The following is a 14748-nucleotide window of genomic DNA, read 5'->3' as shown; positions in this document are numbered from 1 at the left end:
ATTAATAAAATAATTAGTGTGGTCGAAAGCTGATGTCTTCAGACAGGATATTTGTGAATGGATATGCCGTTGCGTTGACGGTCCGTAGAAGTACAAGAGCAAAAAATGTTATTTTCAGGGTTATACCCGGCAAAGGTCTTGAGGTGGTGATACCGAAGTGGGTCGCCCTTAATGAAGTGCCTGATTTTGTGGATAGAAAAAAAGGCTGGATCAGCAGAGCCGTTGAAACAATGCGCAGGAATGGGCTGTCCCTTGAACCGAAAAAACTGGTCCTTCCTGATAAAATTTATTTTGCTGCCAACAACACTGAATACACTTTGGTCAGATCTTTAAACGGTCGCGGAAGTCTTAAAATAGTTAAAAATGCTCGCAGACTGCACCTAAGAGGAGCCTCATGGACTCCTGAGGAAGAGCTTGATTCATTAAAAAAGTTCGTCAGGCTTGAAGCAAAAAGTTTTCTGGTTCCAGAACTGCGAAAGGTTTCACGGGAACTGGGGCTGCCTTTTGAGAAAGTGGCTGTGAGGTCTCAGCGCAGCCGCTGGGGAAGCTGCTCCGTGCGTAAGAATATAAATTTAAACTGCAAACTTATGTTTCTTCCTTTTGAACTGGTCCGGCATCTTTTCATTCACGAGCTGTCACACACCATCCATCTGAATCATTCTGAGAAATTCTGGAAACTTGTTGCAGCTGCCCAGCCGGAATACAAAGAATATGAAAAACGTCTTTCTGCAGGGTCGGTATATGTTCCAGACTGGATGAATTTTAAATCCTGAAACTAAAAAACGCCGTGATCTTAGATAGCTAAGGTCACGGCGTTTTGTTTATTGCGGATGGCTATTTGAATTTTTCAATAGCTTTTTTGAAGCCTTCTTGGGAACCGGTAATAACTTCTGTTCCTACGCAGAAAGCAAGGCGGAAGTATCCCGGCATGCCGAAGCCTGATCCGGGAACAGCAAGGACTCTTTCTTCCTGCAGGGCTGCGCAGAATTTAACATCATCGCATCCGGGAGCTTCAGGGAAGAAGTAGAAAGCTCCTTTGGGCATAGTGTAGTTGTAACCAGCCTTATCAAGAACTTCAGCCATAGCGTTGCGTCTTTCAAGATAAATATTTTTATCAACATCAGCATCAATTGCTTTTGCAAGCAGTTTTTGTCCGATTGCAGGCGCATTGACAAAACCGAGAATGCGGTTGGCCAGTACAAGTCCGGCTGTAAGCTGCTCTTTACCGGGCATATCAGGATTGATGAGGATATAGCCGATGCGTTCTCCGGCAAGGGAAAGGTTCTTTGAAAAAGAACTGATAACAAGGCTGTAATCATAATTGGGGAGTATGGACGGAACTTTTTCCCCGTCAAATGCGAGAAAACGGTAGGGTTCGTCTGCAATCAGGAAGATAGGACGTTCACGTCCTTCGTTATGCTTGTTCAGTATTTCAGCAAGCTTTTTCAGGTCTTCTTCGGGGTAGATTGCGCCGGTCGGGTTGTTCGGGGAGTTGATTAAAACGACCCTTGTCTTTTCAGTGATAGAATCATCAATATGTTTGAGATCGAGCTGGAAAGTCAGTGGTTTTGAAGGCACTGTTTTCAGGCTGCCACCGAAGTTCTGGGCATAAAAGCTGTATTCTACAAAAAACGGTGCCGGGCAGAGAACCTCTTCACCCGGTTCAAGAACCGTACGGAAAAGAGTATTGATTCCTCCTGCTGCACCGCAGGTAATGATAATTTCCGAGCCTTTGATCTCAACACCCTGTTCACGACTGGCACGCCCTGCGAGAACATCACGCACATCCTGATATCCGAAATTCGGCATATATCCGAAAGCGAAAGGCTCTTCAGCAGTGTCGGCAATTTCTCTTAAGGCCTCACCAACAACAGCTGGAGCAGGCACATCAGGGTTGCCCAGTGAAAAGTCATAAACATTGTTTTCACCGTATTTTTTTTTGAGTTCTATCCCGGCTTCAAACATTTTGCGAATCCAGGAGGAGTTGTCGATGTAGTTGTCTACCTGTGGTGAAAGAAGTTTCATAATATATTCTCCATCTTATTTAATTAAATTACCTTTTATTACCACGTTGTGGTTGTCCTCTGCCTGAGGACGGAGTGCTTCCGGAATTACCGCCCCTTCTTCTGCCGCGGTAGTTTTTTCTGCCCGAATTTCCGGAATTTCTTTTTCCTGAAGGTTTTCCTCTTCCGCGTCCCTGTTCCTGCTGCTGAGGTGGCTGCTCGGGGCGGGCATGCAGTGATTTCTGGTAGAGGTCGTCAAGAAGCATGGCTACCAGTGTGAGCTGATCTTCGTCCTGTGAGAGTCTGCTGACAAGCTCCTTGTAGCGGGCGATACGTTCTTTTTCCAGAATGGTGCGGGATCTGTATCCTGCTTCGAGGATGGCACTCAAACGGGCTTCAATGATGTTCATGACATCACTGTCTTCAGGAATGGTTCTTTCCTGCAGATCTATTCCGTAACGGGTGGCAATGCGTTGCAGTTCCAGTTTCTGAATAACATCGACAAGTGAAATGGCTATTCCTGAACTACCGGCTCTGCCTGTTCTGCCGGCACGGTGGATGTATGATTCCTTGTCTTCAGGCGGTTCATAAAGAATAACGTGGGAGAGGTCAGGGATATCAATTCCTCTGGCGGCTACGTCCGTGGCAACCAGAAAACGGACTTCCCCGCTCCTTATCTGGTTGAGGATGCGTTCCCGTTTGCTCTGTGAGAGATCGGAACTTAATTCTCCGGCATTGAATCCGAAATTTTTGAGGACTGCGGTTACAAAATTTACATTTGCTTTTGTATTGCAGAATATAATTGCTGATGAGGGATTCTCCATTTCCAGAATCCGCATAAGATGTCTTTCTTTGCCCATTGCCGGAACTTCATAAAAAACATGCTCAATCTCAGTGACATGCACTTCACTGCTGCTGAGGCTCAACAGCTGGGGCTCGATCATAAATTCTCCGGCAAGGCGCAGGACATGTTCCGGAAAAGTGGCCGAAAACATATTGGTGTTTATACGGTGGCGCGGAAGGTGGGACTGGACTTCCTTCATGTCGGGATAAAAACCGATTGAGAGCATCCGGTCGGCTTCATCAAAAATAAGTGTCTGCAAAGCGGAAATATCCAGTGTACGGGCAATCATATGATCAAGAACCCTGCCCGGTGTTCCTACAACTATTTCGCAGCCTTCCTTGAGGGCTTCCCTTTGTTTGCCGTATCCAACACCACCATAGACGGCTACGGATTTCATTCCGAGTCCGCCAAGCAGGGTTTCGGCTTCGTGGGCAACCTGACGGGCCAGCTCCCTTGTAGGTACGAGTATAAGAGCCTGTGTGCGCCCTGTTCCCGGTTTAACCTTCTCAATTATGGGCAGCAGAAAGGCTCCGGTTTTACCGCTTCCTGTGCGGGCCTGCACCATCAGGTCTCTGTTTTGCAACTGGTATGGGATTGATAGCGACTGTACTGGACTGAGAGAATTCCAGCCCACATTGTCAACGGCCTGTTGAAGCTTTTCTGGAAGATCTTTTTTTTCAATGGGAGGCAGTGAATTTTCAGGTTCGACTATTTTTTCAAGAGCCTCATTATTTTTACTGTGATTATCTTCCGGTTTGTCTAAATCATTTTCTTTCATTCTTTAAAATCCTTATTACAAGCAAGTTATCTTCAAAAAACTACGCTATAAACCTGCCATTATGCAAAGGGTATTTTCTAAGCTTAAAATTAGATATAGTTAAAATCTATAGAATTATTAAAAATCTATAGTTTTTAACAATTTGCAATTGTTTCAAGGTCACAGTTAGTTGGCATAATATAAAATCGTATTCAGGCGGAGTTATGGCTAAAATTTTTTCTCTTAAAATTTATTTTGTTCTCCGGATTCTGTTCGCTGTGATTTTTCTTTATTCAGGAATATCCAAGCTGTTTTCTCCTGCCGATTTTGCGCTTGTAATAAGCGGGTACGGGATTCTGCCTGATGCGATAATTCCTTTGGCAGCTATTGCAATTCCTGTTGTCGAGATACTGGTGGCCGCAGGTTTGTGTTTTGATATAAAAGGGAGCCTTACCCTTTACAGCCTTATGATAATTGTCTTTATGGCTGTACTTTTTCATGGAATAAGCATGGGGCTTGATGTTGATTGCGGGTGTTTCGGTCCGGAAGACCCTGAAGGAAAAGCTTTTCACTCGCTTAAAGAAGCTTTGTTGCGTGACGGAGCTATTTTTGCGGGATGTTTATATCTCTATGCTGTGCGTGCTGTGCGCGGGATCAGGCCCGTGGCTGTATGGAGAATGCTCGCACGGATCAAATCCTAAACCAGATTGGAGGAAATGGAGTGATGAGTATCTTAAGGAAATTGGTCGCTGCAACCGCAGTTGCAGTGCTTTGTTTTGCTTTGGCCGGATGTTTCGGAACTGATAAATTCGGAAAGGAAGTTGAGAAGGAAACCGGAGCTGTTAAGCTTGTGCGTGAAGTTCAGCGCGGAAATTATGACGTTATAACCACTGCCGAACTCAAAGGTCTAATTGATAATAAGACTGATATGGTCATTGTTGATACCATGCCTTATGAAGCAAGCTATAAAAAGGAACACGTTCCCGGTGCGGTTCAGTTCCTTTTCCCTATTCCGGATATGGATACATGGGATACCTCTAAAACAGATGGAAAAACTCAGGAAGATTACATCAAACTGCTTGGACCCGATAAAGATAAACTCATCATTGTTTATTGCGGATTTGTAAAATGTACCCGCAGTCACAATGGAGCCGCATGGGCTAAAAAGCTTGGCTACACCAATGTAAAGCGCTACCCCGGTGGAATCTTTGCATGGAAGGGTGCCAAGTATCCTGCTGAAGCTGTAAAGTAAGCTCTTGAAAAAGCTGATATCTTAGCAATTGTTTTTTACCCGGAGCGTCATAAGCGTTCCGGGTTTTTCTATCTTTGCAGAACAACAAGCTCGCCGCTTTTTTCGCGAGGATTGCCGATTGTTCTTCCTATGGCTTCGCAGGCCGTTTTAATATCAACCTGAGCCGTTGCTGAAGCTGTGTTTTGCAATTCAACTATCCCGGCTGGAAGTGTTTTAAAGCCGGAAAGGAAAGACGGCGTGCAGGCGATTAAGCGGTGACCCTGCTTGAAGTCTACAGTTGAGCAGGGTGGATACCCAAGACCTGTTGAGCCTGCACCGAAAGTCTGAGGCTCAATAAAAGTAAATTGATTGTCTGAATCCAGATGAATGAGAGGAGTTTCTCCTGCATTAACTATGGTGGCAAGATCATTATCAAGATCTATATGGATGAGTTTTGCTTCGGTTTTTTCAGAATATCCCAGAGCTGATAATCTCAGTCCAAGATCTCGCATAATTTCCGAAGTGGTATAGTGGGGGCCAATGCTCAGTGATATTATTTCACGTATTTTTTCGTTGCTCGGAGTCGTTGACTCATCATCTCTGAATTCGAGCATAATTATATCCGCAAGGCCTGGACTGATAAGAGCTATTTCACAAAATGAATTATCCTTGGCATCCGCTTCTTCCTGATCATCGTAGAATGGACATATTTTTTCCATGGGAAACTCCGGAACATGGTCAATAACGGGCTTGTCCGATCCCAGAAGTTTTCCTGTAAACATGAATTTATCACCGCACAGAAGTTTCAGATGCAGCCTGATTCTCATCAGTACTTCTCTGTACTCAAACGGTTTTGCTATAAAATCTGTGGCTCCGGCATCCAGCCCCCTGCGAAAATTTTTATGATCATCCAGTGCCGTGAGAAATATAATCGGTATGTGACTTGTTTCCGGGTTTTGCTTGAGCAGCGCACATGTCTCATAACCGGACTCTGAAGGCATAAGGATATCAAGCAGTATCATATCAGGCTGAAAAGTTTCTGCTTTCCGGCGGCCTTCAGCACCGCTTTGAGCGGATTCAACAATGTATCCTGAATGCGAAAGAACAATCTGAAGAAATTCTATATTGTATTTCTCATCATCAATTATGAGCAATCGTGGAATATAATGGGGAATAATTGTTTTTTTCATTGAATTGTTTTTTATTTGTTAAGTATATTCTATTATCTTGCCAGCTTATATACATAAATAATAACAGCTGCCGGTTTATATGTTCCGCTGGTAGAAAAGTTTTACAGATTTTTATCTGATTATGAAGTATAATTAATACCAAATAATTATTAAGGCTGCATTCAATAGGGGGTACAGTCCATTTGTTATGTGTCGCAGGAGCCTTTTTCCTGCTTCCGGACCTGAATTTTCGGAGGCTGGTTTTTAAATTGGAAAATTTATATCCTGATCGTGTTATAGAGTTAGCTCAAGACTCCTGTCAGGGATTTACAGGACTATACTTCCATGCTTAATTATAGCAGTTCAAAATTATTACATTGTTATATTAATCCGGATACGTATAAAAATGGCTAAAAATAAAGAAGAAGATATCATTTTCATTGAAGGCAAGGCCGATGACGGCCCGCCTCCAGAAGAAGGGCTTCCGCCGTGGATGGCTACTTTTGCCGACATGGTTACACTTCTGCTTTGCTTTTTTGTGCTTCTTCTCTCGTTTGCAAATCAGGATATAGCCAACTTTGAAACCCTGAAAGGCTCGATGTCCAAGGCTTTCGGTGTTCAGTATGCGGATAGAAGTGCAAAGAACATGGCTTTTTCTGAAAGTCCTAATGCCGCAAGTTCAACTAAAAAATCAGCAAAAAAGGATCTTCAAGCTCTGGCCCTTGAGCTGCGGGCCTTCGTTTCCGACGGCAATGTGGCAAAAATGATGCATATTAATATGGAACAGACCGGTGTCATGGTCAGAGTTCCTACCAGAGCTGTCTTTAAAGCTGGAACTGCTGAAATAAATGAAAGTGCAAAACCGATTCTGGATAAAGTTGCGCAGCAGATGAGCAAGAAGAATCTTAATCTGGTTGTCCGTGGTCATACCGATGACCGACCTACCAGAGGTAACAGATATGCTTCCAACTGGGAGCTTTCAGCTGCCCGTGCGGCTGCATGTCTGCGTTATATAAAAGACAGGTCCGGTATTTCTCCTAACCGTATGAAAGCTGTAGGATATGCCGGAACAAGACCTCTGGTTCCTAATACTTCTAATGAAAACCGGCAGATTAATCAGCGTGTTGAATTTTATTACCAGCCGAGTGGCGACGGGGACTGGTAGGCTACTGCTGTAATAAAAACTGCGGGATTCAGATATCTGAATCCCGCAGTTTTTATTACAGGGGCGGACAGGCGATGTCCTATTTTTTCTTTCTCTTTTCCCAGAGCTTCATATCTTTCATCTTTTTACGGCGTTCCCTCTGTAAAGATTTACATACCAGCGGAGTTTTTTTCGGGTAGCCCCACTTCTCACGGTACTCATCAGGAGTTAATCCGTATTTTGCAAGGTGCCGTTTAGTCAGCACTTTGAAAGATTTTCCTGATTCAAGGCAAATGATGCTTTTTTCGCGTATTGCTTTTTTAGGATCAACCGGAGGTTCCTGCTGAACCTCAGCGTCACTTAATCCTTCACTTATACTTTGGATTCCAGCTGAAAGCTTATGGACCATTGATGTTATTTCTTCCTCTGTCATGGTCCTTACACTTGCCTGAGCCTTCACAATTTCAAGAGCTTCTTTCAAATAATCATCCATCGCGTCCCTCCAACTAACTTCTATTTTAGTTTATTGGTTTGTATTTAATGTAAACCTGTTTTTGAAACGGTTATAGTTTATATGTACAACTTTGTATTTTCAGTTATCTTAATTTTATCTGAATATTTAGATGGTTGTAATACAAAAGAGCCTCTAATTTTCTTACGATACCACAATATGATCGAAAAGGTGAAGGATAATATTAATTTTTATGGCAAAATAAATTTTTACCACTAACAGTCAATTATATTTATTTATATAAATACGTTTTGCTTTTTATCACCATTTTATATTTTTTGTAATCCAGAATTAAAACTTAACCTGTTACTCGATATGTTTATTAAGGAGAAAAAGTATTTTTATTGATATATAATTTGATCATACTTTTATTAACTTCAGGTTGTTTTTATTTATTGAGGGTATTATAAAGTGTATTGTGTATCTCATTACTTTGTAAAAACGGTCTGACTATTACAGGCAAAGAGGATATGTAAATGGCTGAAAATGAAATAAGAAACATAATGTGCGGAATTGCCGGAACTGATTCTGATTCATTGCTGGAGAGTATCAAATTACACCATCTTTCAGATCTTGGAAGAGACTACAGCCGTTCAGACGTATTTTCATTGTATCAGTCATTGGCTTTATCCATCAGGGACAGACTTGTTGCCAACTGGATTGAGACTCAACGTTCATATTACAGTAAAAGTGCCAAGAGTGTTTACTATCTTTCTCTTGAATTTCTGGTTGGCAAGTCGCTGGTCAGCAATTCCCTAAACCTTGGTTACACCGAAGAAGTCAGAAAAAGTCTTGAACATTTCAACATATCTCTTGAGGAAGTCGAAGGCGCGGAAATTGATGCCGGTCTCGGTAATGGCGGGCTGGGGCGTCTGGCCTCGTGTTTTCTTGATTCCATGGCAACTCTTGGTATCCCCGGATATGGATATGGAATTCGTTATGAATATGGAATTTTCAAACAGAATATTGAAAATGGTGAACAGGTTGAAAGCCCTGATGACTGGCTTCATACTGGCAATCCGTGGGAATTTCAGCGCAAAGGATTCATGTTCGATGTTAAGCTGTATGGTCATGAAGAGCAGTACACTGCTGATGACGGTACGATAAGGCATCGCTGGGCGGATGCTTCCAAAGTCCGGGCCATGCCTTGCGATATGCTCATTCCCGGCTATAAAAATAACAATGTTATCAATATGAGACTCTGGTCGGCAAAGCCAGCCAGCCGCTTTAATCTGGATCTCTTTAACAGCGGAGATTATCTGCGTTCAATGGAAGATGCCGTAAAGACTGAGACTATTTCAAAAGTTCTTTATCCCAGTGATAAACTCAGTCAGGGCCGCGAGTTGAGACTGGTTCAGCAGTATTTTTTTGTGTCTGCCACCATTCAGGATATGATGCGCCGTTTTATGAAGCTCGGGCTTGATTATATGGAACTTCCGAACCGGGCTGTGGTCCATCTTAATGAAACACATCCGGCGATAGCCATACCGGAACTCATGCGCATACTGCTTGATGAACACTCGCTGGACTGGGAACATGCATGGGGAATATGCCGCAGAACTTTTGCCTACACTAATCATACCGTAATGCCGGAAGCTCTTGAAAAATGGCCGCTGGAAATGATGAAAAAAGTATTGCCGCGCCATGTTTCCATCATTTTTGAAATAAACAGACGTTTTCTGGAGGAAGTAGAAGCGAAGTATCCGGGCGATGACGGCAGGCTGGGAAGAATGTCCATCATAGAAGATGGTGAAAATAAACAGGTCCGTATGGCCTGGCTTGCAGTTATCGGCAGTTTTACCGTGAACGGGGTTTCGCGGCTGCATGGTGATTTGATCAAAAAGAATATCTTCTATGATTTCGTAGAGATGTATCCTGAAAAATTTACGTATGTCACCAATGGCATCACTCCCAGACGCTGGATAAAACAGTGCAATCCTGAACTCTCAGAGTTGATAACCGAAAAGCTCGGCCGGGATTGGGTTAAAGATTTGTCCATGCTGAGAGGTCTTGAAGAGTGGGCAGATGACAAAGAGTTTCAGCAACGCTGGCGCGACTGCCGGATGCAGTGCAAAAAGAGGCTTGTTGAATATGCCCGCAAAGATTACGGACTTTATTTGCCGCAGGACTGGATGTTTGACGTTCAGGTAAAACGCATTCATGAATATAAGCGTCAGATTTTAAATATCCTGCATGCTATCGTCTTATACAACAGGATAAGGAAGGACCCCGGCAGCGTAAAAGTTCCCAGACTCAAAATTTTCGGGGGTAAGGCCGCTCCGGGATATTTTCTGGCGAAGAGGATTATCAGGCTGATCAACAGTGTTGCCAATGTAATTAATTCTGACCGCTCCGTGAACAGCAGACTGCGGGTGGCTTTCATGCCTAATTACAGGGTCTCGCAGGCTCAGTTGATAATCCCCGCAACAGATCTTTCCGAACAGATATCGCTCGCCGGAACAGAAGCTTCCGGTACCGGTAATATGAAATTTGCTCTTAACGGGGCCTTGACCATAGGAACTCTTGATGGAGCCAATATCGAGATTATGGAAGAAGTCGGAGCTGATAATATTTTTATTTTCGGCATGACTTCCGAAGAGGCTGAGCGTACGCGCTCGGATGGCTATAATCCTTTCAATGTTGCCGAAAATGATAATGAACTAGGTGAAGCTCTGGAAATGATACGCAACGGCTGGTTTTCAGAAGGTGACCGCAATCTTTTTGAGCCGGTGGTAAATGCGCTGACATACGGGGGCGATCAATATATGGCCCTTGCTGATTTCAGGGCATACATTGATTGTCAGGATAAGGTGGATTCTTTATGGCTGGACTGCGCTGCATGGACCAGAAAGTCTATTCTCAACACCGCTGGTTCGGGACTTTTTTCCAGTGATCGGGCTATTATGGATTACGCCCTTGGAATATGGGGCACAAGGGCGGTTATGCCGGACGGGAATGACTGATTTCAGCTAAAGTTTTGCTGAAAACTGAATCGTTTTTTAATTTGGGTCTTGATTAGATGTCGGGCATAAGGTTAATTAAATGTAAATTATGGTCGGGAGTTTATACTTCCGGCCTTTTTTGATTTTTGAACTTATACACTGTAATATTTAGCTTATTATCCGGTTTAGCTCTTTCCGGTAAAACAGTGAGGAATAATAATGTCTGTCAGTCCTTTCCAGAGAAAGGCCGTTTTATGTTTATCTTTAATGGTCTTTGCGCTTCTTTTTGTTGTTGAGAATACTCATGCCCTGCCGGCTGGGAACAACGCACTCGGTAGTGGGGTCATAAATGCTCCCTCAGTGCGGATGAAAGTTAATAAAGTCTTCCTGCCTCTGGATGATTCTGAAGGCGCCAATGCTAAACAGGAAAACAAGTCCTCTAAGCAGGGGCCAAAAGCTCAAGTTCCGCCAAAAGCACAAGCTCAGCCAAAAGCAAAAAAAGTTACCGGTCCTGATTCTGGCGGGGTTAAAAATGGGAAGGCTTCGGCAAACCGGGGCGCAGCAAAAAATATTGCCGGGAAAAAGACCCCGGAACAGAAGAAAGCGCAGCAGCCTGCAAAAAAAGTAACCCCCGTAAAGAATGCTAAAAAACCAAAGCCAGCACCCAAGGGCAAGGATGTTCGCAGTAAGTCCGCGGACAGGAAAGTTGCACATGACAGGAAAAAAATCAGAAAAGCTGCCGCCGGTCAGGTTAGAGGACTGAATTTTAATGCTGGCGGTAAAGCGTTTAAAGCCGAAGTTCTGCTTTCAAAGCCTGCGGATAAAGTCAGCTGGTTCAGTCTTAAAAAACCGGAGCGTCTGGTGGTCGACCTGCGTGGATCATGGGAAGGCCGGGTGCGTTCAAAGCATAAGCTGAAAAATGGTCCGGTAAAGACAGTTGTGGTTGGCGAACATTCAGACCGTTTCAGGTTTGTTTTTTATATGAAGAAAGGGGTATCCGCTGCGGGTTTAAAACCCCAGATTAAGAAAATGCCTAAAAAATTGGGAATCTCTTTCAATATCAACCGTTAGCTTTGATCTCTTCAAAATTATAGGCAGCTAAGATCTCTTGTTATTCTATCGCTGACGGTTCCATTTCCGTCATATCGGCATGCAGTCTGTGCAGGAGGTCCCGGGCCTCTTTAAACTCTTTTTTTATTTTGAGCGCTTCTTTGAGATGTCCTATGGCTGCTTCCCTGTCATTGGCAAAAAGGTATGCCTTGGCAATATTGTATCTCAGATTTTCGTCTCTTGGCGAGAGTTCAAGGGCCTGCTTATAAGCGTGCAAGGCGCCGTCATAGTCACCTTTTTTACGGAGTTTAACCCCAAGGCTGTTGTAGGGGTTCATTGCATCGGGATTGTTTTTAAGGATTTTGACGTAAATATCTTTTGCTTCCTGAAGTCTGTCCTGAAGGGCGTAAATATCAGCAGCCTTGCTAAGGTATTCCTGATATCTTTCCTCATTTCCCTTTCCTTTGTGGGCTTCAGCAAGTCCCTGATAAGCCTCGGCATACATCTGATTGAATTTTAAGGCCTTGTTAAAGGCGATAATGGCTTTGCCGTACTTCCTTTCAAGCAGGGCATGGGTTCCTATATCAAAATATTTAACAGCGTCATTTTCTACCGGGGTAAGCTCTTCAAGTTCTTCAATAGCTTCATCAAAGAATCCGTCGGCAACCAGACCTATGGCATGGTCAAGCATTTCGGCTTCTATTTCTTCGTATTCAATGGAAGACAGTGCGTATTTAAGATGTCTTTCAAAAGTTGCGGGAGCGTAGGGGCGGATGACGTAAGCGGCACATCCTGCGGCAATGGCGTCAAGCACATGATCTTTAAGATTGTTGATGGTTATCATCATCACCGGGATCATTCTTGTTGTACGGTTGCTCTTGAGTTTTCTTATGAGAGCGCAACCATCCATATCGTCCAGTTGTGAGTCCACGATACAGAGTCTCGGTCTTGTCCTTTTTATGTGGTCAAAAGCTTCCTGCCCGGAGTTGAATTGAGAAATGGTTGATAGACCGTGCTTCAATAAAGACGATTTATCAATCTGAGCGTGCTCTGTGCTGGCAGTGATTATGGTTACGCTTTTTTTACTTGAATTATTCACATTTCCCCTCCGAGCATCGCCTACATTATGAAAAAAAACTATCATTCGCAATATGGATTATGCTGTTGGAATAATAATTATACCCGGTTGTATGAATTATAGGCGTGTTGCTTAATTGTAACAATCGGGACATTTAAATGTAACGGCCTTGACCTAGAAAGTAATCAACTCAGCTGCGGAGCTGTATTTTAGGCGGGTTTCAAGCTTTGGCCCGCCAGATTTTTTGTTCATAGTTTCGCGCAAAGGAAAATACGGAGTAAAACTAAAATGGGTCAGGCTGTTAAAATAAAATCTGAAGATCTTGATTTTTACTACGGAGACTTCAAAGCTCTGGAAAATATTGCCATGGAGTTTGAAGAAAACCGGGTTACCGCCCTTATCGGACCTTCAGGATGCGGGAAAAGTACTTTTTTAAGATGTCTTAACAGAATGAATGATCTTATCCCGGGAACAAGAGTTGACGGTCGGCTAACTCTTGATGAAGAAGATATTTATGCTCAGAGTCTTGATGTTGTTTCTTTAAGACGCAGAGTAGGAATGGTTTTTCAGAAACCGAACCCCTTTCCTAAATCCATTTTTGAGAATGTTGCCTACGGACTCAGAGTGAACGGGGTAAGTGATAAAGAATATATAGCGCAGAAAGTGGAAGAAAGCCTTAAAGGCGGAGCATTATGGTCGGAAGTAAAAGACAGGCTCCATTCTTCGGCTCTCGGTCTTTCAGGAGGACAGCAGCAGCGTCTTTGCATCGCTCGCGCCCTTGCTGTGGAACCGGAAGTGCTGCTCATGGATGAACCGGCATCGGCCCTTGATCCTATCGCCACCCAGAAGATTGAAGATCTTATCCATGAACTCAAAAAGAAATTCACCATAATTATTGTTACACACAGCATGCAGCAGGCAGCCAGAGTCTCTGATCAGACGGCATTTTTCTACATGGGTAAACTTATTGAAATGGATAAGACGGAAACCATGTTTACCAAGCCCAAGAATAAGCAGACTGAAGACTATATTACAGGACGTTTCGGTTAAGCCGCTCTGATTGCTTGTTTTGATTGAAGAATGTTGAGGGCGACACCATTAATATGGTGTACTCCGAAAAAAAATATATTTACGGGCAGGAGAAATTTTCAATGGAGCAGCGCGCGCATTTCACAAAAAGAATGGAAGAATTAAAAGTGCAGGTTCTGCGCATGGCCAGTATGGCCGAAACAGCGGCAACCAATGCAATTAAAGGTCTTCTGGAGAATAATAGCGACCTTGCCGAAGATGTTATTGCCAACGATATGAGAATCAACGAGCTTGAGTGCGAACTTGATAAAAATAACCTTGAACTTCTTGCGCTTGGTCAGCCTATGGCTAAGGATCTGCGTTTTATTGTAGGAGCCATGCGTATAACCAGCAACCTTGAGCGCATCGGTGATGAAGCTGTAAACATCGCTCACCGCACCGTTTTTTTAAGCACACGTCCGCCGCTTCCGTATAATCAGAAGCTGGAGCAGATGGCTGAAGTAACCAAAAATATGATCAGCCGTTCTGTTAAATCGTTTGCCGATGAAGACATCAGCCTTGCTTCCAAAGTGTGCAGTATGGATAACGAAGCTGATACCTTAAACGTGCGTATTCTTAAAAATCTTATCTCAAATATGGTTACTGAAACCAGACTCGTTGAGCGTGGTGTGCATATAATCATGTCTTCAAACCATCTTGAGAGGATAGCTGATCAATCTACGAATATTGCGGAATCAGTTATTTTTATTGCTCAGGGCGAAAATGTAAAACATGATTGCAGGGGATAAGGTCTTAGTGATTTCAAGCTGATCTTTCTATAGTGTTATAATCGTCGTGTTGAGTGAAATCAGCACGACGATTTTTTTTATATAAAATATGAATCAGGTCATATTTTATAATGTTCACGTCAATCATACGTTTATGGACTTTTTAGTGCTAAAACTCTGCTCAGGGCTTGATTGAAACGGTTTACAGAGTGTAGAATTTAAG

Annotated in this window: 13 protein-coding genes; 8 read left to right on the top strand and 5 right to left on the bottom strand. The window is 43.3% G+C overall.

What is annotated here, in order from left to right; genetic code table 11:
* Positions 1–32: 32 nt before the first annotated feature.
* On the top strand, positions 33–773 hold the full coding sequence (locus G496_RS0101385) for a M48 family metallopeptidase (RefSeq protein WP_051294755.1): 741 nt from the start codon (positions 33–35) through the stop codon (positions 771–773).
* A 61-nt stretch (positions 774–834) separates the two neighbouring features.
* On the opposite strand, the gene G496_RS0101380 is transcribed toward G496_RS0101385, so the two are convergent.
* Together G496_RS0101380 and G496_RS18465 are read right to left on the bottom strand one after the other, a co-directional pair.
* Positions 835–2025 (bottom strand): pyridoxal phosphate-dependent aminotransferase, encoded by a 1191-nt coding sequence (locus G496_RS0101380; RefSeq protein WP_027177694.1) that lies wholly within the window; start codon positions 2023–2025, stop codon positions 835–837.
* Positions 2026–2053: 28 nt separating this feature from the next.
* Entirely contained in the window at positions 2054–3625 is a 1572-nt protein-coding gene (locus tag G496_RS18465) for a DEAD/DEAH box helicase (protein WP_051294754.1), read from the bottom strand.
* A gap of 203 nt (positions 3626–3828) precedes the next feature.
* Between G496_RS18465 and G496_RS0101370 the strand changes: the two genes are divergently transcribed.
* Positions 3829–4305, top strand: coding sequence for a MauE/DoxX family redox-associated membrane protein (locus tag G496_RS0101370; protein WP_027177693.1), 477 nt, complete (start codon positions 3829–3831; stop codon positions 4303–4305).
* A gap of 23 nt (positions 4306–4328) precedes the next feature.
* Entirely contained in the window at positions 4329–4856 is a 528-nt protein-coding gene (locus G496_RS0101365) for a rhodanese-like domain-containing protein (protein ID WP_027177692.1), read from the top strand.
* Between the two features lie 68 nt (positions 4857–4924).
* Here the strand turns inward: G496_RS0101365 and G496_RS20305 are convergent, their stop codons facing one another.
* Positions 4925–6025, bottom strand: coding sequence for a response regulator (locus G496_RS20305; RefSeq protein ID WP_027177691.1), 1101 nt, complete (start codon positions 6023–6025; stop codon positions 4925–4927).
* A 385-nt stretch (positions 6026–6410) separates the two neighbouring features.
* Here G496_RS20305 and G496_RS0101355 point away from each other — a divergent pair, with 385 nt between their 5' ends.
* A complete protein-coding gene (locus G496_RS0101355; protein ID WP_027177690.1) occupies positions 6411–7169 on the top strand; it encodes an OmpA/MotB family protein in 759 nt (252 codons plus the stop codon).
* Between the two features lie 79 nt (positions 7170–7248).
* On the opposite strand, the gene G496_RS0101350 is transcribed toward G496_RS0101355, so the two are convergent.
* Positions 7249–7641 (bottom strand): Ros/MucR family transcriptional regulator, encoded by a 393-nt coding sequence (locus tag G496_RS0101350; RefSeq protein ID WP_027177689.1) that lies wholly within the window; start codon positions 7639–7641, stop codon positions 7249–7251.
* Positions 7642–8135: 494 nt separating this feature from the next.
* Between G496_RS0101350 and G496_RS0101345 the strand changes: the two genes are divergently transcribed.
* Both G496_RS0101345 and G496_RS0101340 read left to right on the top strand, forming a co-directional pair.
* Positions 8136–10622 (top strand): glycogen/starch/alpha-glucan phosphorylase, encoded by a 2487-nt coding sequence (locus G496_RS0101345; protein WP_027177688.1) that lies wholly within the window; start codon positions 8136–8138, stop codon positions 10620–10622.
* 198 nt (positions 10623–10820) lie between these two features.
* Positions 10821–11672, top strand: coding sequence for an AMIN domain-containing protein (locus G496_RS0101340; RefSeq protein ID WP_027177687.1), 852 nt, complete (start codon positions 10821–10823; stop codon positions 11670–11672).
* A gap of 40 nt (positions 11673–11712) precedes the next feature.
* Here G496_RS0101340 and G496_RS18455 read toward each other — a convergent pair whose 3' ends face one another.
* Positions 11713–12750: a response regulator gene (locus G496_RS18455; RefSeq protein WP_051294753.1), complete on the bottom strand. Its 1038-nt coding sequence runs from the start codon at positions 12748–12750 to the stop codon at positions 11713–11715.
* Between the two features lie 267 nt (positions 12751–13017).
* Between G496_RS18455 and pstB the strand changes: the two genes are divergently transcribed.
* Both pstB and phoU read left to right on the top strand, forming a co-directional pair.
* Positions 13018–13779, top strand: a complete 762-nt coding sequence (pstB, locus tag G496_RS0101330; protein WP_027177686.1) for a phosphate ABC transporter ATP-binding protein PstB — start codon at positions 13018–13020, stop codon at positions 13777–13779.
* A 101-nt stretch (positions 13780–13880) separates the two neighbouring features.
* Positions 13881–14546 carry a phosphate signaling complex protein PhoU gene (gene phoU / locus G496_RS0101325; protein ID WP_027177685.1) on the top strand — a complete coding sequence of 222 codons (666 nt, stop codon included), beginning with the start codon at positions 13881–13883 and terminating at the stop codon, positions 14544–14546.
* The last annotated feature ends 202 nt before the right edge of the window (positions 14547–14748 follow it).

It is taken from the genome of Maridesulfovibrio bastinii DSM 16055 (assembly GCF_000429985.1).
Lineage (GTDB): Bacteria > Desulfobacterota > Desulfovibrionia > Desulfovibrionales > Desulfovibrionaceae > Maridesulfovibrio > Maridesulfovibrio bastinii.
This window is presented reverse-complemented; position numbering and strand designations above follow the sequence as displayed.